We start from the raw sequence: 19094 nt of genomic DNA, 5'->3' as shown, positions 1-19094 counted from the left end.
AAATTAAAAAAAATGGAAAAACAATGCTTAGAGTGCGGAGATAAGATTGTTGGCAGGATAGATAAAAAATTCTGTTCGGATTACTGTCGCAATTCATACAACAACAAATTGAACAAGGACAGTAAAAACCTTATCAGAAATATTAACAACCGACTACGAAAAAATTATAGGGTCTTGGACAGTTATTCCTTAAAGGAAGGAAAAACAAAAACGACCAAAACCCGTTTAATGGACAAAGGTTTTGATTTTGATTACCTAACCAACCTTTACACCACAAAAAAAGGGACTACTTATTATTTTGTCTACGATTTGGGATATCTCCCCTTGGACAACGACTATTATATGATTGTAAAACGCGAATAAGTCCCTAGCAATCATTACCAGCTATGTCCGCTTAATTTTAAGGCTGCAATGACAATATCCTTACGACTGATCTGTCCTACTAAAACGCCGTTCTGCATTACAGGCAGTCTTCTCCTTTTGTGTTTATCGAAAATTCCTGCTGCATCAAAAATGGTCATATCGTACGGAATGGTTTCTACCTCGGTACTCATAAAACGCTCCACGTTTTTGTCCAATATTGGTTGATTAAAATACCTACTTTCCGAAATTTGTTTCATACAATCGGCTTCTGAAATAATACCGATCAGTGCCCCTTTACTATCCAATACCGGTCCGCCAGAAATATGGTGTTTGGCAAATAGTTCCATCACTTCTAAGATAGATTGTTCCGGAGTAAAGGTGATTAAACTTTTAGTCATGTAGTCTGCTACTAAAATGGGAGCATCAAATTCCTTTTTAACTGCTTTGCGCACTCCCTGAAAACTTTTTATCCCCATATATTTCGTTTTAGATTAATTTGAAATATAGTATTTTATTCGCAATTAAGCAACTTATTGACACTTCTACCTTTACATTAATAATTATCAGGGAAAATTATTGCGTTTTTAGAATTGTTGGTTTTAAATAAATCGTTCCCTTTATAACTGTATGTGAAACAAAAATGGTTTAACAGCAAGAATTTCTTACTTTTAAGTTTTATCCAGGTTTTATGAAAAACATTCATTCTGTTAGCAGTCTACTACTGATTTTACTGGCAATTTTTTGGAGCTTTAAGAGTAGTATGCCCTCTTATACTCCCCATTCTTCTATTGCCGACACCCTGTTTTCTACGGACCGCGCACTTGTACACGTTGAAAACATGTCAAAAGAACCGCATGCTGTTGGTTTTGTTGCCCATTCCGATGTTAGGGAATACCTAATTTCAGCATTGAAGAACCTAGGATTGCAGCCTAGCATTCAGGAAGGGTATACGGCTGGCGACTGGGGCAACTTAAGCAAGGCCACCAATATATTGGCCCGAATAAAAGGCAGTAACCCTGGGAAAGCATTGCTATTGCTCTCTCATTACGACAGTAGCCCACATTCATCCTTAGGGGCCAGTGATGCCGCTAGTGGTGTTGCTACCATTTTGGAAGGAATCCGTGCCTTTTTACACGAAAACAAGCTCCCAAAAAACGATATCATCATTCTTTTTACCGATGCAGAAGAATTGGGCCTCAACGGAGCCGACCTTTTTGTGAACCAGCATCCTTGGGCAAAGGAAATTGGCCTGGCCTTAAATTTTGAGGCCCGTGGTAGCGGCGGCCCTTCCTATATGCTCATAGAGACCAATAAAGGAAATGCCAACCTCATCAAGGAATTCACGGCGGCCGATCCGCAATACCCAGTTGCCAATTCACTGGTGTATAGCATTTACAAAATGCTGCCCAACGATACCGACCTTACTGTTTTTAGGGAAGATATGGATATAGAAGGCATGAATTTTGCCTTTATAGACGACCATTATGATTACCATACCTTTAGAGACGACTACGACCGATTAGACCGGAATACTTTGGCCCATCAAGGGAGTTACCTTATGCCGCTACTGAAACATTTTAGTGAAGCCGATTTAGGGAGATTACAAACTATAAATGATTCAGTATATTTTAATGTTCCCTTCTTTAAAATGGTATCCTACCCTTTTGAATACATTTTCCCCATGTTACTATTGGCAGTAGTAACCTTCATTATTTTAATGATCCTCGGGTTTCAAAAAAGGCGACTGAATATAAAGGAAATTGCCCTTGGCGCTATTCCCCTATTTCTTGCCCTGGTCATTAATGGACTCATCGGGTATTTTTCCTGGCCGGTTTTAAAATGGGCCTACCCCGAGTATCAAGATATCCTACAGGGCTTTACATATAATGGATACAGCTATATTGCTGCCTTTACCTTACTTTCTGTTGGGGTCAGCTTTTGGTGCTATCACAAATTCGGAAAAGGGAGCACCCAAAATTTACTGGTAGCCCCATTACTCTTGTGGCTTCTTATTTGTGGGGGCCTAGCGTTCTATTTAAAGGGCGGTAGTTTCTTTATTATTCCTGTGTATGGTTTACTTGCATCCCTATTGATCCTAATCAACCAAAAATCGCCTCACTCCATTTTAATGCTCCTTTTAACCTTGCCCGCCATTTGGATCTTTTCTCCATTTATAAAAATGTTTCCCGTTGGCCTAGGGTTAAAAATGATGATCGCGAGTACCCTATTAACAACCTTAACATTTTTCTTGTTATTGCCCGCACTAGGTACTTTTAAAAAGAAATTGCAATATGCAACCTTAAGTCTACTCCTTGGTATTAGCTTTCTTATAGCGGCACATTTTAGTGCATCCTATACCGTAGACCGCGCCAATCCTACTAGTTTGGTCTACCTTTTAGACGCGGACAAGAACCAGGCACACTGGGCTACTTATGACCATGTTTTATCGGGCTGGACAGCACAATATATTGGCGTGCAAAAAGAACACCCCCAGCCGAATGAGCACAAGACCTTAAGCAGCAAATACGGCACAGGATTTACCCAACTATCAGCAGCGCCCTTAAAATCTATATCTCCCCCATTAATTACCACGAACAAGGACACCATCGTTGGCGGGTACCGTCACTTGGATATCTCTATAAGTCCACAACGAGAAGTTAATCGTTTGGAAATATTCACCAACGACATTCCTATTTCTAAAGCCATCATTAATACGATACCCTTATCCGATTACTTTTTAGCACACAGAACAAATGGTAAATTAATTTCACATTACATCAGTAATAATGAAGATACCCATTTACAACTGACCATCCCCAGAGACAGTACTTTAGCCTTAACAATTTACGAGGCTTCCAACGACCTGCTGCATAACCCTCTTTTTTCGGTTCCGCAGCGTCCTCAGGATAATATCCCTAAACCATTTGTATTGAACGATGCAGTCATTATCACTAAAACCATAAGATTTTGAGTAAAAACATAGGTATTATAGGCTGTGGGTGGCTAGGTTTGCCCTTAGCCAAATCTTTAAAAGAACATGGGCATGCCGTATATGGCACGACCACCGCTGCCGATAAAATAGCGCTTTTACAAGATAGTGGAATAGTTCCTTTTCAGGTTCGCTTATCCGAAGGCGGAATTAGCGGAAACATCCATGACTTTTTGTTAAACGCAGAGGTCCTTATTATTAATGTTCCTCCCAAATTAAGGGGAGCTACCACTGAGAACTACGTGGCTAAAATGCGCCATTTATACACCGCTTTAAAAACTAGCGCCATAAAGAAAGTAATTTTCATCAGTAGTACTTCTGTCTATGGTGCTGCCCAGGGAACGCTTACCGAAGATACGCTGCCCCAACCTACCACCGAGGCTGGCAAACAAATACTAGCTTCCGAAAATATTTTTAGAAGCGACAGTGAGCTGAACACTACTATCATTCGTTTTGGCGGATTAATTGGCCCAAACAGACATCCAGTATATCAGCTTTCGGGGCGAAAAGATCTCACCAATGGCGATCAGCATATCAACCTTATTCACTTAAACGATTGTATCAGGGTTATAAGGAGCGTCCTAAAAAAAGACCTTTGGGACCAAGTCTTTAACGCGGTATATCCATATCATCCAACAAAAAGAGATTACTATACGGCAGAAGCCTTGAAAAGAGGCCTTGTTCCACCTAATTTTTTAGACAAGAACACCGAAAAAATCGACAAAATCATAAAAAGCAATCATTTTAATGTTAAAAACTATCTTTTCCACACCTCCATTATCAGTTAGTTCACCACATAAAAACGCACTTTCACAACAAACCGAGGCACTAGGTGTTAAAGTGGCTTTAGTTTTGGCAATGGTATAAAATTTGTCTGCTAACTTTACACCGATCAAAAAGCAGAATATCATGAAAAAAGAAAGGTTAGAACCGCAAAAACTCAGAGTGGCGTTGAAAGCCTTAATTGATAAAAGTTGTTCCCAACCAAAGATACCCAATCGCTTTCAAGCATTTCATATAGCACTTGTTAAAAGGAACTTTAATGCCATTGAAGTATCCATAGACTATCACCGTAAAAGAGTCTATATGGATATTGTCTTAGACGACCATGAAAGTGATGTTGACACGGGCACTCTTATGGTACCGACTTTTAGAACCAACTTGCTCTATCGAGATTTAAACGAATTTTTAAATTCTTGTATAGAACTAGATTTTGAGAACAGTCCCTTTTATGCCAAACTTCTGCACAGTTTTAGCATAAAAACGGAAGAACATATTTCTTGTTAGTACAATTATTACATAACAAATTCTAAAAGGGATGCTCCTTGGCATCCCTTTTTTTTTGCTCCTCTAAGGATAAATATCCCTCTTGGTAAATGGATGGGAATAATTTATTAGTTTTGGTGAACTAAAATAGAAAATAATGAAAAAAGCAGTACTGGTTTTCTTGCTTCTGACAGGCTTTGCCAATCAGGCACAAACTAAAAGTGACCTACACAAACACTATGAGGCCTTTTACGACCAAATGAGACTACAAGGCGATGTGGACGGGGTCATTAATGCCTTAACACACTTAAATGTACTTGCTCCCAGCAAAGAACGAATGGATACTTTGGCCTATATTTATGCCAATGACAACCAATATTTACAGGCACTAAATACGATCGGTATCGAAAAAAACGAATCGGATTCGGATTTAGGCGTACAGGTAAAAGCGATGTCCTTAAAGGCTTTAAACCAGCCAAAAAGAGCTTTGGAACAGTTTGAAGTTCTTTTTAAAAGATCTCCAAATGCTTATTTAGCCTATGAAATGGCCGATCTAAAAATACAAGTCGGAGACGACAAAGGAGCTACTGAAAATATAACCTACGGCATTGCCAATGCACAGGACGATATGAAATATGCTTTTTATGAAAGACAACAACCCTATGAAGTTTCTTTAAAGGCTGCCTTATTGCACCTGAGGGCTTTGGTAGAGTTTAATAAGGATCAGAACAACCCAGACCAAGCCTTGGCTACTATTGAAGAAGCTTTAAAATTAGATCCTAATTTTAATTTGGCCAGTCTAAGCAAACAAGCCTTGGAAGCTAGAAAACAAGAGCTACAAGCGCCAAAATAAAATAGCATCCTACCCTATTAGCGCTGTTATAAAGCAACAAAAACCCACCGATCGGTGGGTTTTTACTTTTAAGGAGCGGTCTGTTCTTTTTAATCTTAATTAAAAAAATTTCGTTACTGCGACCCTAGTTTTTTTATCACGGCATCGTCTTTCTCTTGTTTTAGCTGTACCACCTCTGAAACATTCTCATTGGGGATTACCAAAGAAAGTACATAATGGGCAATTTTCCATTCTCCATCGATCTTTTTTAATACTCCAGCGCCACGGCAAAGTTTCATTTGGGTGTCCAGCAATTCATCAAACCAGACGATATCCTTGGACTCATTGCTGTAAATATTTCTTTCTACTGCTGTGAAATCCCATGCCTTTCCTTTATCAAAATGAGGTTTTGCATAGGCCATAAAAGCTTCTTTCTGCCAATTCTCATGCGCATCGGTCCCTATAAAAACGGCATCTTCGGACATGAGATCAAAATACCCCTGAAAATTCGCCTGGGCAGCCGCCTTATGCCAATCGTTTAAGGTGGTATTAATTTCGGTTTTATATGCTTCTGCAGTCTTTTGCGCCCAAAGCGAAGACGACAAAATAGTCATTAGTCCTACTATAAAAAGTCTATTCATCGAAAATAAGGGTGGAATCCATGGCACTGTTCACCATGACGTTAAACTGATTTCTAAAAGCGTTGTAGGCATGGATCATTTCTATGGTAGCCTCTTTTGTATTGACCCTATATTCTAGATCCCCTTTTGTTTTTAGGATAAAGGTTTCAAAAACTTTTTGCCTGCTTTTTACCTGGGGAACATCGAATTTTTCGGGATAAGGAGATCCCGCCACCAACTTTTGCTTCTCTATCAAGTCTTCGATGACCAACTTCAAATCTTCCCTATTGGCGACTTTGTACAAGGATTCAAAAGCAGTTTCTAAACGATTAAATGCTTCCCAATCTTTTACTTCCAAACTAGCCTTACCATTTAAGGCATTGGGTTTTGGTAGCGAGTCTACACTAAAGAAAGTATCGACGGTTTCATTGGAAATCACATTTTTTTTATCCTGATTACAGGCGGCCAACAATAAGAAGGCCAAGGTAATTGAAAATAATTTTGCCATGTAGCGAATGTACAAATTTTAATAAAAGCTATCTTAGCCAAAATTTTTATTTAACTACAATTTAATGCAAAAAATGATACTTATTATAGGGGCATGTGGACAAATCGGAACAGAACTGACCTTGGCATTACGGGAAAAATTCGGCAATGACCGAGTAGTTGCCAGTGATATAAGGGAAGGAAACGAAAGTTTGATGGCATCTGGTCCTTTTGAAATTTTGGATGCTACCAATTATCAGGCCATTGAAAATGTAATAATGCACTACGAAATTAACGAGGTGTATTTAATGGCTGCTATGCTAAGTGCCACCGCAGAGAAGTTTCCCATGCGTGCCTGGGATTTAAACATGAATTCTCTTTTTAATGTTTTAAATTTAGCTAAGGACAAAAAGATCAGCAAAGTATTTTGGCCATCGAGTATTGCCGTATTCGGACCAAATACGCCTAAGGAAGACACGCCACAACATACTATAATGGAACCATCGACCGTGTATGGTATCAGTAAACAATCTGGAGAACGTTGGTGTTCATATTATTTCAAGAAATACGGTGTAGATGTAAGAAGCGTGCGTTACCCAGGTCTGATCAGTTGGAAAACTTTACCAGGAGGAGGTACCACCGATTATGCCATAGACATTTATCACAATGCCCTTGCGGGTAAAAAATTCACTTGCTTTTTAGGGGAGCAGACCAAATTGCCTATGATGTACATGGACGATGCTATTAGAGCTACCATAGACATTATGGAAAGTGATGCCGAGAACATTAAGGAACGTTCTTCCTATAACTTGGCGGCAATGAGCTTTACTCCTGCAGAAATTGCTCAGAGCATCCAAAAACATATTCCTGACTTTGAGATAGATTATGAGCCCGACTTTAGACAGGCTATAGCCGATTCGTGGCCAAGCAGTATCGATGATACGGAAGCCCAAAAAGACTGGAAATGGAAAGCACAATTTACCTTGGAACAGACCACGGTAGAAATGTTGGAAAATCTAAAAAACTAATTTACCTCATAAAAAAAGACCTAAAACAATTCGTTTTAGGTCTTTTTTTTTTAAAACTATTACTTACTATCTGATCTTTTTAATCAGAATTTTGCTTTCCTATTGATTGAACTTAATTTTCCGTTCAATAGCCATGATCATGGCATTGGCAATATCTTTTCCAGTAGCATTTTCTATCCCTTCCAACCCTGGGGAAGAATTCACCTCTAACAGCAAGGGCCCCTTATTAGAACGGATAATATCGACTCCTGCCACTGCCAAATTCAACACTTTGGCCGCTTTTAAGGCCAGCTTTTTTTCTTCGGCAGTAATTTTTACTACCGAGGCTTTTCCTCCTTGGTGAATATTGGCTCGGAACTCGCCTTTTTCTGCTTGGCGCTGCATAGAAGCCACTACCCTACCATTGACTACAAAGCAACGGATATCCTGACCGTTTGCTTCTTTGATAAACTCTTGCACCAATATATTGGTCTGTACGCTCTTGAAGGCATTTATAACGCTTTCAGCAGCCTTATTGGTCTCTGCCAAAACCACCCCTTTTCCTTGAGTGCTTTCCAAAAGCTTAATGATTAGGGGAGCCCCGTTCACCATTCTTATAAGGTCCTTGGTATCCATTGGCGATTTGGCAAAACCGGTAATCGGAATATGAATATCGTTTTTAGAAAATAGTTGGGAGGCAAATAATTTGTCTCTGGATTGAGTAATGGCCTCGGCCGAATTTAGGCAGTACACCCCTAAATTATCGAATTGTCTAATTAAGGCACAGCCATAAAAGGTCACTGCTGGTTTAATCCTCGGAATAATGGCATCGAACTCATTCAATATATTACCGCCTCTATAGCGAATCTCCGGGGAATTGGCATCCAATTTCATATAGGCATGCTCGACGTTTAGAAACACCATTTCGTGTCCTCTGGCCTCTCCGGCTTCCATCAACCTCTTATTACTGTATAAGGTGGGGTTACTGGCCAAAATCGCAATCTTGAGTCCAGTTTTTTCCTTAACTTGGGAGGCGTATTTTTCGGCTATTTCATCTTCTGAAAATTCTTTGAAGCTATAGCTAATCGCAGAATTCACCATAAAACGGTCGTTTAGCGCTTCTCTTCCTAAAAGCATTCTGTACTCCATGGTATCTCTATTGGCAAGGGTCAGTTCTATCTCAAAAACACTCTCTCCTATCTTTACAGGTGTTTTGATGACATACCGCTCTTCGGATATCCCTGAAGAACTTTTTACGGTTCTTCTATCGACCAATTTAGCCAAACATTCTATATTGATGCTTCTATTGTCCTGTAAGGGGTTAACCTCGAACCTTACCCATTCATGGGCGCCCTTAGAGATTACCTTTATATTATTTGCCTGTATTGAAGAGGTCTTTGCTCCAGAATCGACCCTTGCCTTAATGGCCGGAATTCCCAATTCTTCGAACACACACCATTCTTCACTACCAATAATACCCAGGTTACTATTATCCATACCTATTGCTATATTTTTATAGTGGCCAAATTCAATCTTTTACGAATCCGCTTCACTATTTTATCATTAATTATTTATTAAATTTTTAAGTGGGAGGCTATTAGTTTACACTTTAAACATTTCCTCTTGCTCACTAAAGCATTTTAACTCTACTGTATGTCCGTTCGGATCCTGTACAAAAAAGGAAGTATGTTCGCCACTTTTGTTCTCTAAAAAAAGAGTTTTTTCGGTGTGCTTAACCTCCGATTCAGATATTCTCCGATAGCATTTCTCCCAAGTACCTTTATCTAGGATAACCCCAAAATGGAAAGCGGGCAATAATGTATTTTCAAATTTATAGGTTTTAAATACAAAATTAAAATCCCCAGCCTTGGTAAAGGTAATCTGATTTCCGAACAAATCAATATCTAACCAATGAGAAGCAAATCGGCCTAGATGTGCTCCTAATAGATAGACATAAAATTCTTTGGTTTTGGAAATACTCAAACAGGGCAATGACAAATGAAAAGGCGCTTTTTTCATAAAGGCTAAATTTAAACATCCTATATTGTGGCCATCCGCAATATACAGCTTAGCGAATCAAACGGAGTACAAAAAGATCTAAGACCTCTACTAAAATCAGGATAATAATGATCCATTCTAGCCTACTGCTCTCCCTATGATCTAAAATATCCTTAAAAAGCCCTAGATTTTCCTTAATAATTTCTATTCGTTCATGAATATTCCGATATCTATTCTTTAGGTCGAAGGTTTGTTTAAGCGCTACATTTAATTTATTGAGGCTTTCATTTTCCCAAGTACTATCGGGCTCGTCAAATATATAAAGGTTCTCGGTAATCTGATTTTTAATATTCAGCACCTTCCCTATAAATCGCTTTAATTTTATCCCCGAAATATTGAGCCTACCGTGTTGTTCTAAATATTTGGTATGCTCATTGGTTTCTCCCAATAGCTCTTCAAAAATCAGGGAGTACCTGTCCAGGGCCACGGAGTGAGACGTATTTAACATCACCAACCTAATAAAATCGGAATCGAAATTTGGCAAAACTACTTTATCAAAGGCCACCTGTTGGCGGCCTTCGATAATTTCTACTTGCATTGTTTCGGTTAATTCTGGAGATCCTCCCTCTTTGGAGAGCTCCCTTAAGGAATATAATATGCGTTGCATCTCCTTTTCGGAATGATTGAAAAAGGAGACCAAGCCGTATTGAAATATGTAAACAAACTTCTTATCGCCATTTTTCAAATAAAGCTCCTCACTGTCCGAATATAAGATCTCTAAGGGCAAAAGCGATTTACACTGTCTTATATTTAAGGACGAAGCTATATGAAAGGCTACGACTTTATACATGGGTTTTAATCATCATCTTCTCCATCCTCTACCGCTTCGATGTCGACATCGGGAATAGCATCTGGATCATTATCATCAAAATCCTCATAATCATCCTCGTCATAATTGGCCATGGTTTTTTCTAATTTGGCACTAATTTTAACCAGGTATTTGGTATCCTCCGTAGTAACCTCAACAGCTTCTATACGTTCTCCTTGCGCATTTTTAAAGGAGATGATATTTAAATCATCGTATCCATCGGGATACTTTTCTACCAAAAGCTTGAGCACCTCTGGGGTCAGCTTTTTAAAGTCTACTATAACTCTCTTTAAATTATCCATAAACTACATATCTAGAAGGTAAGCAAAAACTAATGGAGCCACGATGGTCGCATCACTTTCGATAATAAATTTGGGCGTATTGATATCCAATTTCCCCCAAGTTATTTTTTCGTTAGGCACAGCACCGGAATAGGAACCATAACTAGTAGTAGAGTCACTAATTTGGCAGAAGTAACTCCAGAATGGCGTATCCGTGCGTTCTAGATCTTGGTACAGCATTGGCACAACACAGATCGGGAAATCACCGGCGATACCGCCACCTATTTGGAAAAACCCGATTCCATTTTGAGAATTGGCGGTGTACCAATCTGCCAAAAAGGTCATATACTCAATACCAGATTTCATCGTACTCGCCTTCAACTCTCCTTTCACTACGTAAGAAGCAAAAATGTTCCCCATAGTACTGTCTTCCCAACCTGGGCAAACGATAGGCAGGTTCTTTTCGGCGGCAGCATACATCCAAGAGTCTTTAAGGTCTATTTCATAGTATTCTTCCAGGACGCCAGAGAGCAACAGTTTGTACATAAACTCGTGCGGGAAATAGCGTTCTCCTGCTGCTTCTGCATCTTTCCAAATCTTCACGATGTGTTTTTGTAACCTACGGAAAGCCTCGTGTTCTGGGATACAAGTATCGGTAACCCTGTTTAAGCCTTTCTCCAACAAATCCCACTCGTCCTGAGGTGTCAGATCGCGATAATTAGGCACTCTTTTATAGTGTGAGTGTGCCACAAGGTTCATAATATCTTCTTCTAAGTTCGCTCCAGTACAAGAAACAATCTGCACTTTATCCTGACGGATCACCTCGGCAAAAATCTTGCCTATTTCCGCTGTACTCATGGCACCGGCCAAGGACACCAACATTTTGGACCCTTGTTTTAACTGATCTTCATATCCTTTGGCAGCATCTACTAGGGCTGCTGCATTAAAATGCAAATAATATTTCTCGATAAAATCGGAGATTGCTCCTTTATTCTTCGTCATCTTCAAATTTTGAATGGTTATTGCCAATTTGTTTAGAATCTACTGCATACGAATTGTCATAATCGTCGTTTACAGCTTCTCCCATAAATTTATAACTTAACATTTTATAATACAATTTTGCAGCAAGGAAATCGGACGATCTTTCTTTCTCGTTCGGACAAAGCTCCACGATGTCAAATCCTACCACATTCTTGTCTTCAAATACTTGTTTTAAGAACTCTAAAGCCTCATAATACAACAATCCGCCTGGTTCTGGAGTACCGGTCGAAGGCATAATGGACGGGTCTAAAGCATCAAGGTCGAAAGTAATGAAAACATTGTCTGTCATCAGGTCAATGGCCTTGTCCATCCAATACTCGTCATTGACCATATCATGGGCAAAAAAGGTTTTTTCCTCATCCATAAAGGTTTTTTCAATAGCATCCATACTACGGATCCCTACTTGAATAAGGTTGGTGGTTTGGCTTGCTTCATGAACGGCACAGGCATGGTTATACTTTGTTCCATCATACGACTTCCTCAAATCGGCATGAGCATCGATATGCAATACCGTAAGGTTGTCGAAACATTCGTTAAACGCTTTAATAGTCCCTATAGAAATGGAGTGTTCTCCTCCAAAGACCGTAACGAATTTATTGCGTTTAATATACTCCTTGGTGGTTCTGTGCACCGCATTTACCATGGCTTCTGGCGAGCTGTTTTCGGTGACGGCATCGGCTAAATAAATTCCCTGTTGATATACTTCTGTACCTGTTTCAATATCGTACAGTTCCATATTGGCAGAGGCTTCCAAAAAGGCATCCGGCCCCTTATCGGCTCCTTTTCCCCAGGAACTGGTTCCATCATAAGGTACTGGAATTAGTACCACTTTTGCTTTTTCCAATTGCGCAAACTCGTCTGGAATGCCAGCGTAATTGTTTGTTGTAATCATTTTTTTAAGTTTATAATTTTTTATTGGTCAGTTCCTATTTTATCTATAACCTCTGACTTAGCAACACCCTCTTCCTTTTGCCCCATATCATAGCCCAATATCCTTAGCAGGTCATCTGCCTTTTGTTGTTCACTAAATAATTTGGTTGTAATATTTCCTTCTGCGTCCTTATCTATTAAAATATGTTTTGGATGTGGGATAAGACAATGTTGTAAGCCCCCATAGCCCCCAATTGATTCCTGATAAGCGCCCGTATTAAAGAAACCTATATACAAAGGCTTGTCCTTCTTATACTTTGGCAAGTATATCGCGTTCATGTTTTGCTCACTGTTGTAATAATCATCGCTATCACAGGTGAGTCCACCCAACAACACACGTTCGTACTCGTCTTGCCAACGGTTCACCGCTAACATAATAAACCGTTTGTTTATAGCCCAAGTATCTGGCAAAGTAGTAATGAAAGAAGAATCGATCATGTTCCACTTCTCACGGTCATTTTGTTGTTTTTGATACAAGATTTCATAGATAGCACCGCCGCTTTCCCCTACTGTAAAACTACCGAATTCGGTAAAAATATTAGGTACCGCCACATCTGCTTCTGCACAAGATATATTGATTTGATTAATAATCTCATCAATCATATATTGATAATCATAATCGAAGGCCAACGAATTCTTAATCGGGAAACCACCTCCAATATTCAGACTGTCCAATGATGGGCAGATCTTTTTTAACCTTATATACACCTTCAAACATTTTACCAATTCGTTCCAATAGTACGCATTATCACGGATTCCGGTATTGATAAAGAAATGGAGCATTTTAAGCTCTAACTTATCATTGTCCTTGATTTGATTTTCATAAAAAGGTACAATATTTTTATATCCGATTCCCAAACGAGAGGTATAAAACTCAAATTTAGGCTCTTCCTCAGAAGCAATACGGATACCTACTTTAAAGGTATCGTTTATAGCTTCGGACAACAAATCGATCTCCTCATAATTATCGATGATCGGAATACAGTTCTGATGCCCGTTATTAATCAGCCTGGCTATATTGGAAATATATTGATCTCTTTTAAACCCATTACAAATAACATAGGTATTATCCTTGATCCTCCCTGTTTCCTTTAATTTTTCTACGATATTAATATCAAATGCCGAAGAGGTTTCGATATGGATATCATTTTTTAAAGCTTCGTTTAAAACTGGTTTAAAATGGGAACTTTTTGTACAATAACAATAATGATATTTGCCTTTATAGTTATGTTTTTCCATGGAAATCTTAAACCACTCCTTTGCTCTAGTGATGTTATCACTAATTTTTGGCAGATAGGTAAATTTTAATGGGCTACCGTATTTTTCTACCAATTCCATGAGAGGGATGTCATGAAATTTTAGGTTATCGCCATCCAAGGTAAACTCTTCTTGCGGAAAATAATAAGTTTGATCAATGAGATTAATATACTTTGTGTTCATTTCAAAAAATATGATGGATTGTAAATAGGTAAATACTCTAACAAGTTACTACAATTACCGTTAAACCAAAATTTCTTTTCTGGTAGTAGGTACAAAAAAATATTCGTGCTGACTGGACACAATTGAAGATAAACTTGAAATTAGCTTTAAATATTGGCTATCCATACCATAGGAATCCACTAAGTAAAACCTCTTAGTATCCACAAGTCTCAATATAAAAAAATGGTTCATTAAATTCTGCTAAGTGCAATTGTCCTAAACAAAATATGCTGCTTATTTGACGTGACAAATGAAAACAAAAAAAATGAAAAAACAAGCGTTTTAATTTTTTTTACAACCAATGGCCCCTCAAATTTAACATAGCACCCCATTTTAGGCACAATCAATTGACTACTATGGAATTATAATTTATATTTATTTAAAATAAAGCTAACAATGAACGCTAAAAAAATAAGAATACGGTTCCTTTTATATCTTTTTTTTACAACTATTTTCTTCATGAAGGCACAAATACCTTCCAATGTTTATTATTATACCGAAAAAACAAATGGAAAAATAATTCAACATGAATTAAAAATAGACAGCAGTTATTTTGTACACACCAGCTATCAAACTTCGCCTTCAAAATTTATGGGTACCAGAGGTGGATATTACCGTCTCGAAAAGGACCACTTGAAGGTCCAATTCGAATTCAATTCTAACTACCAAAAAGATTCACTGACCTCTTTAGTGCTGCCTTATACTCTACAAAAAGGGGGGTTGACCCTTTTAGGTTCTAGTCCAAAGAAATTTAGACCTCTTCCTTATGCCCCTCAGGCCTTGGAAGGCAAATGGCTCATGGCCGGAAGGGTTACCGAGGAAGGGGAAAACCGCTGGGATAACACGGGACCACGAAAGACCATGAAATTCTTACTCAACGGGCATTTTCAATGGATTGCCTTTCATACAGGCACCATGGCTTTTTTAGGTAGTGGTGGCGGCACCTATACTGCCAAGGACGGCCTGTATACCGAAAACATTGGTTTCTTCTCCAGGGACAATTCCAAAGCTGGGGCTGTTCTTAGCTTCCAATATGAGGTAATTGCCAATGAATGGTACCACAGCGGAAAAAGTAGTAAAGGCGACCCATTACATGAAATTTGGGCCAAAAGACCCCTAAAATAGCCATTTCGTATTCCTAGATATACAGCTGCATCCGCGTTAGGGACTGCGGCGGCATCCCCGCAGCGGCGCAAGGGATATAGCCAAAGGCCCGCCCGACGTAGGAGGGAACGCCCAAAATAAGGTCCATAACGCTACGGAAATATGAAATTCTACCTAGAATGCTTTGAAGAAATAAGAGGTATACAAACAAAAACCCCCAGCGGGGCCGGGGATTTTTATAAATAAAATGGGTGAAAAAATTAGGCTACCGCTTTACGGGCAGTATTAAGGTCCAAGCCAGCAGTGATAAGCTCACTCCATTTCTGGGCTCTTTTCAGCTCAAAATCTTCGCCGTAAATGTCCTGATTATCATAAAAACCAAGTACTAGGTTATTCTTGTCCTGCGCTATAAAACTAAGTTCTAAATGCAGTTTTTCCAGAACAGATTCCCTTTTGGAATTAGTCCTCACCAATTTGGTTTTTGTAATTATTTCGCATTTGTCGATCTCATTGATTGAAATCATCTGGGTAAAAGGCTCGCCATCCTTAATTTTTGAAAATACCAGTTTGTTCTGAACCTTATCGATTCCGATCATAGAATTCCCCCAGTTTTCTTTAACGTCTAGTTTTAAATTCCCTTTTTCTGCCATTTGCTTAAACTGCTTAGACATTAATTTTATATCGCTTTTTCCTGCTTTATTAAACAGTAAAAAAGGTAAAAAGGTACACAATACCAGTATTCCGGATATTAACAACAGTGATGTATTCATTTGTATATTTTTTTCTAAAATTATTATTCTTAAAATTTGACATAGCAGCAGACCATAGTTAATGAAGACCAACAATGGGTACGGTTGCCCGGGCCAAAAACGGAATGTTTTGGAACCTGAATTAAATTATGAGAATAGTTTAGAAAAAAGTGTGAAAGGGATAAATGATGGTAAAGGTATCTAAGCTGACCGAAACAGGCTGCTCAGCGTCCATTTTTACGATAGGATGTCTAAAAGCCAAGTAGTATCCAGGCCTTATCCTATATAAAAAGTTCTTAAAATCCCTATTGAATTGATTGACAACAGGTATTTCGTAAGCAACAGAAAGGTTAAAAATATTGCCTCGGCGGAGTGATGCTTGATCTACTAAGGAGTGATCTTTTTGGATTTCTCCCGGGAAATTTTCCACGACATCGTTCGCTACGGAAGTCGATGCCATAGCAATATGGCCTATACTTAAGAACAGTATAAGCAACATGTATTTACAGAAACCTATTTTACCAGACTTTTGCATGCTACAAAGATAAAGGAGAATTGTGCTAAAAAGTTGTTAAACACTTAAAAGCTTGGTCAAAAAAAAAAAAAATCTAGGTGGCCACTCCTATGTCTGACTTGCCCCCTGTTTTCTTAAGGAGCTTAATGTTTTGAATTTCAACACCCTTGTCAATAGGCTTTAGCATATCGTACATATTGAGGGCTACAATACTGGCCCCATGCATTGCTTCTACTTCGACCCCGGTTTTATAGATGGTCTTTACGGTAATGAGCACTTGTATTTGTAAGCCATTAATAGTGTACGAAATATCGGTGTATTCTATTGGCATTGGGTGGCAATCCGGAAGCAGATCGGCCGTTTTTTTGACGCCTAACAAGCCGGCGGCCTTACTCATACTAAACACATCGCCCTTAGGTACCGTATTGTTTTTTATGGCCGTTATAGTTTCTTCCGAACTTACTAGTACGACCGCCTGGGCCATTGCGGTACGCAGCGTGGCTTTTTTATGGGTAATGTCTACCATTTAGCTTACTTATTTACTTTCCATTGATAAGAATCGTCCTTAAAAAGTTCCTTTCCAAATATGGGTACTTGTTTTTTAATTTCCTCGACAATATGGTTCAAAGCATCAAAGACTTCTTTTCTATGGGGGGCAGATACAAATACAAACAAACATATTTCCCCGGCATTTACCCTTCCGGCGCTGTGATAAATATGCATGCAGCTCAGCTGAAATTTGGCAAAGGCAGCCTCTCTTATTTCGTGGAATTTCTGATTGGCCATTTCTTCATAGGCCGTATATTCTATAGCGGAAACCTCCCGGTCATCGATTATATCGGCTCTTACTTGGCCCAAAAATATATTATGGGCACCTATGCCGGTTTTAGACTGATGCTTGGCGATGGAATTGGCAATGAATTCTGGACTTATAGGTCCTTGTACAAATACATTTTTTATCTTTTTTTCCATTCGAATAAAATTACGGTGTGGCAGATTCTAACTTTTTGGCAAGTTATAAAATTCTGAAGATTTAATTGCTTTACGCCCAAAAAAGGAAATATATAAGGCTCTTGAATTTAAAGCCGGTGGTTGTAGGGCCGTAGGTATTTACTGCCACCGCCAGCATAGCGCTCCTTATCATTTTTACATTGATCACCATTTAAGGATATAGCATCCAACGCTTGCTGAAGCTAGCGATTCCTTACTCAAAACAGAAAATTATTTTTAATATAAAAATAATTTTCACAACCTATATGAAGGGCGGCAAACCACTTATTCATTGTACTAAAATAAGCTTACCTTCGCGCGATGTGGATGTATTTAGGGCTTTTAGCCGCGCTTTTTTTAGGATTACACAATTTATGCAAAAAACATGCTGTTCAGGGCAATGAGGTATTTCCGGTGCTTTTAGGGACTATTGGCTCGGGCTTTATATTTATTTTACCCTTATTTTTCAGTTCTGTTTTTCTCCCCGAATACAGCAAGGCCAGCGGGTTTTTTATTCCAGAAATCCCTTGGGAGGTTCATGGCTTTATATTTATAAAATCGGCTATTATGGCCGCCTCTTGGATTTTAGCGTATCAGGCATTAAAGCATTTGCCCATCACTATTGTTACCCCTATTCGGTCTTCCGGCCCTTTTTTTACTTTTATTGGCGCCATTTTTATTTATAACGAAAGACCTAATCCCTTACAATGGCTTGGTTTTTTTGTCATTATATTCTCCATGATGTTGTATTCCAGAATTGGAAAGAAAGAAGGCATCAATTTTAAAAGGAACAAATGGATATTTGCCATTATTGCCGCTACATTTTTAGGCGCTTCCAGCGGCTTGTATGATAAGTACCTTATTCAGTCTCTGGATTTAAACCCACAAACCTTAATTTTCTGGTTTAGTTTTTATGTCATTCTAATTTTACTGGTCATTTTATCGATATCATGGTTTCCAAACCCTGAAAAACGAAAGGCCTTTACTTGGCGTTGGAGTATTCCTGCTGTTGGTGTTCTTTTGCTTGCTGCTGATTATTTTTATTTTAAGGCCCTCCAAGATCCAGAAGCTTTGATCATGTTGCTTTCAGCAATCAAACGCAGTCAGCTTATCATTGCGGTGGTGGTAGGCGGACTCATTTTTAAGGAACAAAATAAACGAAAAAAATTGGTGCCCTTATGTGGGGTTTTGTTGGGTGTGTTCTTGATTTTATATTCGTAAAAGGGCTGGTGTAATCGGAAATTAAATCTGCACAGTTTTCGGTAAATAGGAATACACAGAAAATGGCAACAGGAATACACAATTAAAAGACCATTTGGGGCATGCCCCAAATGGTCTAAAAGCTAATATTGCTGGTTCACCAAAACCAGCAATTCTATGAATGTGTATTTAGCCAAATTTATGATTTATTATGAAATCCATCGAATGCACCGTGAAGGGCATTCCAAGAGCAGGATCAGTGAATTCCTTTTGCTCGATAGGCGTACGGTATCAAAGTACCTAGCAATGAGCGAATCGGAATACGAAGAATTCCTTACCAAGCAGACCAATCGTGGGAAGAAACTACTTCCCTATGA

At 38.8% G+C, this 19094-nt stretch carries 23 protein-coding genes; 9 read left to right on the top strand and 14 right to left on the bottom strand.

Annotation, left to right across the window (positions count from 1 at the left end; all coding sequences use genetic code 11):
* Positions 1–12: 12 nt before the first annotated feature.
* A complete protein-coding gene (locus BUA16_RS15420) occupies positions 13–363 on the top strand; it encodes a hypothetical protein (protein ID WP_072765641.1) in 351 nt (116 codons plus the stop codon).
* 14 nt (positions 364–377) lie between these two features.
* Here BUA16_RS15420 and BUA16_RS15415 read toward each other — a convergent pair whose 3' ends face one another.
* Complete coding sequence (locus BUA16_RS15415; protein WP_072765640.1) at positions 378–839, bottom strand: CBS domain-containing protein; 462 nt, start codon at positions 837–839, stop codon at positions 378–380.
* Between the two features lie 212 nt (positions 840–1051).
* On the opposite strand from BUA16_RS15415, the gene BUA16_RS15410 reads away from it, so the two are divergent.
* From BUA16_RS15410 to BUA16_RS15395, 4 genes are all read left to right on the top strand, one after another.
* Complete coding sequence (locus tag BUA16_RS15410) at positions 1052–3334, top strand: M28 family peptidase (RefSeq protein WP_072765639.1); 2283 nt, start codon at positions 1052–1054, stop codon at positions 3332–3334.
* The gene (locus tag BUA16_RS15405; protein ID WP_072765638.1) at positions 3331–4140 is read left to right on the top strand and encodes an SDR family oxidoreductase; all 810 of its coding nucleotides are present in this window, start codon (positions 3331–3333) and stop codon (positions 4138–4140) included. Before BUA16_RS15410 ends, BUA16_RS15405 begins: the two co-directional genes overlap by 4 nt.
* 121 nt (positions 4141–4261) lie before the next feature.
* Positions 4262–4639, top strand: coding sequence for a hypothetical protein (locus BUA16_RS15400; RefSeq protein ID WP_072765637.1), 378 nt, complete (start codon positions 4262–4264; stop codon positions 4637–4639).
* Between the two features lie 136 nt (positions 4640–4775).
* Positions 4776–5471 carry a hypothetical protein gene (locus BUA16_RS15395; RefSeq protein WP_072765636.1) on the top strand — a complete coding sequence of 232 codons (696 nt, stop codon included), beginning with the start codon at positions 4776–4778 and terminating at the stop codon, positions 5469–5471.
* A 113-nt stretch (positions 5472–5584) separates the two neighbouring features.
* Here BUA16_RS15395 and BUA16_RS15390 read toward each other — a convergent pair whose 3' ends face one another.
* Together BUA16_RS15390 and BUA16_RS15385 are read right to left on the bottom strand one after the other, a co-directional pair.
* The gene (locus BUA16_RS15390; RefSeq protein WP_072765635.1) at positions 5585–6091 is read right to left on the bottom strand and encodes a nuclear transport factor 2 family protein; all 507 of its coding nucleotides are present in this window, start codon (positions 6089–6091) and stop codon (positions 5585–5587) included.
* A complete protein-coding gene (locus BUA16_RS15385) occupies positions 6084–6578 on the bottom strand; it encodes a hypothetical protein (RefSeq protein ID WP_072765634.1) in 495 nt (164 codons plus the stop codon). The genes BUA16_RS15390 and BUA16_RS15385 overlap by 8 nt, the downstream gene beginning before the upstream one ends.
* 64 nt (positions 6579–6642) lie before the next feature.
* Here BUA16_RS15385 and BUA16_RS15380 point away from each other — a divergent pair, with 64 nt between their 5' ends.
* The gene (locus BUA16_RS15380) at positions 6643–7584 is read left to right on the top strand and encodes an NAD-dependent epimerase/dehydratase family protein (RefSeq protein ID WP_072765633.1); all 942 of its coding nucleotides are present in this window, start codon (positions 6643–6645) and stop codon (positions 7582–7584) included.
* A 99-nt stretch (positions 7585–7683) separates the two neighbouring features.
* On the opposite strand, the gene rimK is transcribed toward BUA16_RS15380, so the two are convergent.
* The 7 genes from rimK to BUA16_RS15345 all read right to left on the bottom strand — a co-directional run bounded on the left by rimK (position 7684) and on the right by BUA16_RS15345 (position 14121).
* The gene (gene rimK / locus BUA16_RS15375) at positions 7684–9060 is read right to left on the bottom strand and encodes a 30S ribosomal protein S6--L-glutamate ligase (protein ID WP_072765632.1); all 1377 of its coding nucleotides are present in this window, start codon (positions 9058–9060) and stop codon (positions 7684–7686) included.
* 105 nt (positions 9061–9165) lie between these two features.
* Entirely contained in the window at positions 9166–9582 is a 417-nt protein-coding gene (locus tag BUA16_RS15370; protein WP_072765631.1) for a VOC family protein, read from the bottom strand.
* 49 nt (positions 9583–9631) lie between these two features.
* Positions 9632–10411 (bottom strand): RMD1 family protein, encoded by a 780-nt coding sequence (locus tag BUA16_RS15365; protein ID WP_072765630.1) that lies wholly within the window; start codon positions 10409–10411, stop codon positions 9632–9634.
* A 5-nt stretch (positions 10412–10416) separates the two neighbouring features.
* Complete coding sequence (locus BUA16_RS15360) at positions 10417–10731, bottom strand: hypothetical protein (RefSeq protein ID WP_072765629.1); 315 nt, start codon at positions 10729–10731, stop codon at positions 10417–10419.
* A gap of 3 nt (positions 10732–10734) precedes the next feature.
* A complete protein-coding gene (locus tag BUA16_RS15355; RefSeq protein WP_072765628.1) occupies positions 10735–11712 on the bottom strand; it encodes a deoxyhypusine synthase family protein in 978 nt (325 codons plus the stop codon).
* Positions 11699–12643: an agmatinase gene (gene speB / locus BUA16_RS15350; RefSeq protein ID WP_072765627.1), complete on the bottom strand. Its 945-nt coding sequence runs from the start codon at positions 12641–12643 to the stop codon at positions 11699–11701. Before speB ends, BUA16_RS15355 begins: the two co-directional genes overlap by 14 nt.
* Positions 12644–12663: 20 nt before the next feature.
* Positions 12664–14121: a type III PLP-dependent enzyme domain-containing protein gene (locus BUA16_RS15345; RefSeq protein ID WP_072765626.1), complete on the bottom strand. Its 1458-nt coding sequence runs from the start codon at positions 14119–14121 to the stop codon at positions 12664–12666.
* A 498-nt stretch (positions 14122–14619) separates the two neighbouring features.
* Between BUA16_RS15345 and BUA16_RS15340 the strand changes: the two genes are divergently transcribed.
* On the top strand, positions 14620–15285 hold the full coding sequence (locus tag BUA16_RS15340; RefSeq protein ID WP_245795578.1) for a hypothetical protein: 666 nt from the start codon (positions 14620–14622) through the stop codon (positions 15283–15285).
* A gap of 239 nt (positions 15286–15524) precedes the next feature.
* On the opposite strand, the gene BUA16_RS15335 is transcribed toward BUA16_RS15340, so the two are convergent.
* The 4 genes from BUA16_RS15335 to BUA16_RS15320 all read right to left on the bottom strand — a co-directional run bounded on the left by BUA16_RS15335 (position 15525) and on the right by BUA16_RS15320 (position 17499).
* On the bottom strand, positions 15525–16034 hold the full coding sequence (locus BUA16_RS15335; RefSeq protein WP_072765625.1) for a hypothetical protein: 510 nt from the start codon (positions 16032–16034) through the stop codon (positions 15525–15527).
* 139 nt (positions 16035–16173) lie between these two features.
* Positions 16174–16512 carry a hypothetical protein gene (locus BUA16_RS15330; RefSeq protein WP_143150536.1) on the bottom strand — a complete coding sequence of 113 codons (339 nt, stop codon included), beginning with the start codon at positions 16510–16512 and terminating at the stop codon, positions 16174–16176.
* Between the two features lie 109 nt (positions 16513–16621).
* The gene (gene moaC, locus BUA16_RS15325) at positions 16622–17053 is read right to left on the bottom strand and encodes a cyclic pyranopterin monophosphate synthase MoaC (RefSeq protein WP_072765623.1); all 432 of its coding nucleotides are present in this window, start codon (positions 17051–17053) and stop codon (positions 16622–16624) included.
* A gap of 5 nt (positions 17054–17058) precedes the next feature.
* Positions 17059–17499 (bottom strand): molybdenum cofactor biosynthesis protein MoaE, encoded by a 441-nt coding sequence (locus BUA16_RS15320; protein ID WP_178338900.1) that lies wholly within the window; start codon positions 17497–17499, stop codon positions 17059–17061.
* A 339-nt stretch (positions 17500–17838) separates the two neighbouring features.
* On the opposite strand from BUA16_RS15320, the gene BUA16_RS15315 reads away from it, so the two are divergent.
* Together BUA16_RS15315 and BUA16_RS15310 are read left to right on the top strand one after the other, a co-directional pair.
* Positions 17839–18738, top strand: a complete 900-nt coding sequence (locus BUA16_RS15315; protein ID WP_072765622.1) for a DMT family transporter — start codon at positions 17839–17841, stop codon at positions 18736–18738.
* Between the two features lie 156 nt (positions 18739–18894).
* Positions 18895–19094: hypothetical protein (locus BUA16_RS15310; protein WP_218616770.1), on the top strand; the 200-nt coding region annotated here is incomplete at its 3' end.

This window comes from Arenibacter nanhaiticus (genome assembly GCF_900141935.1).
Lineage (GTDB): Bacteria > Bacteroidota > Bacteroidia > Flavobacteriales > Flavobacteriaceae > Arenibacter > Arenibacter nanhaiticus.
Note: the sequence above shows the minus strand (reverse complement) of the source record. Positions and strands in the feature narration are given on the sequence as shown.

Coding starts and splice junctions, on each gene's coding strand:
- BUA16_RS15415 (WP_072765640.1), bottom strand. CDS start 839: ATGGGGATAAAAAGTTTTCAGGGAGTGCGCAAAGCAGTTAAAAAGGAA.
- BUA16_RS15315 (WP_072765622.1), top strand. CDS start 17,839: ATGTGGATGTATTTAGGGCTTTTAGCCGCGCTTTTTTTAGGATTACAC.
- BUA16_RS15335 (WP_072765625.1), bottom strand. CDS start 16,034: ATGAATACATCACTGTTGTTAATATCCGGAATACTGGTATTGTGTACC.
- BUA16_RS15400 (WP_072765637.1), top strand. CDS start 4,262: ATGAAAAAAGAAAGGTTAGAACCGCAAAAACTCAGAGTGGCGTTGAAA.
- speB (WP_072765627.1), bottom strand. CDS start 12,643: ATGATTACAACAAACAATTACGCTGGCATTCCAGACGAGTTTGCGCAA.
- moaC (WP_072765623.1), bottom strand. CDS start 17,053: ATGGTAGACATTACCCATAAAAAAGCCACGCTGCGTACCGCAATGGCC.
- BUA16_RS15320 (WP_178338900.1), bottom strand. CDS start 17,499: ATGGAAAAAAAGATAAAAAATGTATTTGTACAAGGACCTATAAGTCCA.
- BUA16_RS15340 (WP_245795578.1), top strand. CDS start 14,620: ATGAAGGCACAAATACCTTCCAATGTTTATTATTATACCGAAAAAACA.
- BUA16_RS15345 (WP_072765626.1), bottom strand. CDS start 14,121: ATGAACACAAAGTATATTAATCTCATTGATCAAACTTATTATTTTCCG.
- BUA16_RS15420 (WP_072765641.1), top strand. CDS start 13: ATGGAAAAACAATGCTTAGAGTGCGGAGATAAGATTGTTGGCAGGATA.
- BUA16_RS15330 (WP_143150536.1), bottom strand. CDS start 16,512: ATGTTGCTTATACTGTTCTTAAGTATAGGCCATATTGCTATGGCATCG.
- BUA16_RS15395 (WP_072765636.1), top strand. CDS start 4,776: ATGAAAAAAGCAGTACTGGTTTTCTTGCTTCTGACAGGCTTTGCCAAT.
- BUA16_RS15365 (WP_072765630.1), bottom strand. CDS start 10,411: ATGTATAAAGTCGTAGCCTTTCATATAGCTTCGTCCTTAAATATAAGA.
- BUA16_RS15390 (WP_072765635.1), bottom strand. CDS start 6,091: ATGAATAGACTTTTTATAGTAGGACTAATGACTATTTTGTCGTCTTCG.
- BUA16_RS15410 (WP_072765639.1), top strand. CDS start 1,052: ATGAAAAACATTCATTCTGTTAGCAGTCTACTACTGATTTTACTGGCA.
- BUA16_RS15380 (WP_072765633.1), top strand. CDS start 6,643: ATGCAAAAAATGATACTTATTATAGGGGCATGTGGACAAATCGGAACA.
- BUA16_RS15355 (WP_072765628.1), bottom strand. CDS start 11,712: ATGACGAAGAATAAAGGAGCAATCTCCGATTTTATCGAGAAATATTAT.
- BUA16_RS15385 (WP_072765634.1), bottom strand. CDS start 6,578: ATGGCAAAATTATTTTCAATTACCTTGGCCTTCTTATTGTTGGCCGCC.
- rimK (WP_072765632.1), bottom strand. CDS start 9,060: ATGGATAATAGTAACCTGGGTATTATTGGTAGTGAAGAATGGTGTGTG.
- BUA16_RS15370 (WP_072765631.1), bottom strand. CDS start 9,582: ATGAAAAAAGCGCCTTTTCATTTGTCATTGCCCTGTTTGAGTATTTCC.
- BUA16_RS15360 (WP_072765629.1), bottom strand. CDS start 10,731: ATGGATAATTTAAAGAGAGTTATAGTAGACTTTAAAAAGCTGACCCCA.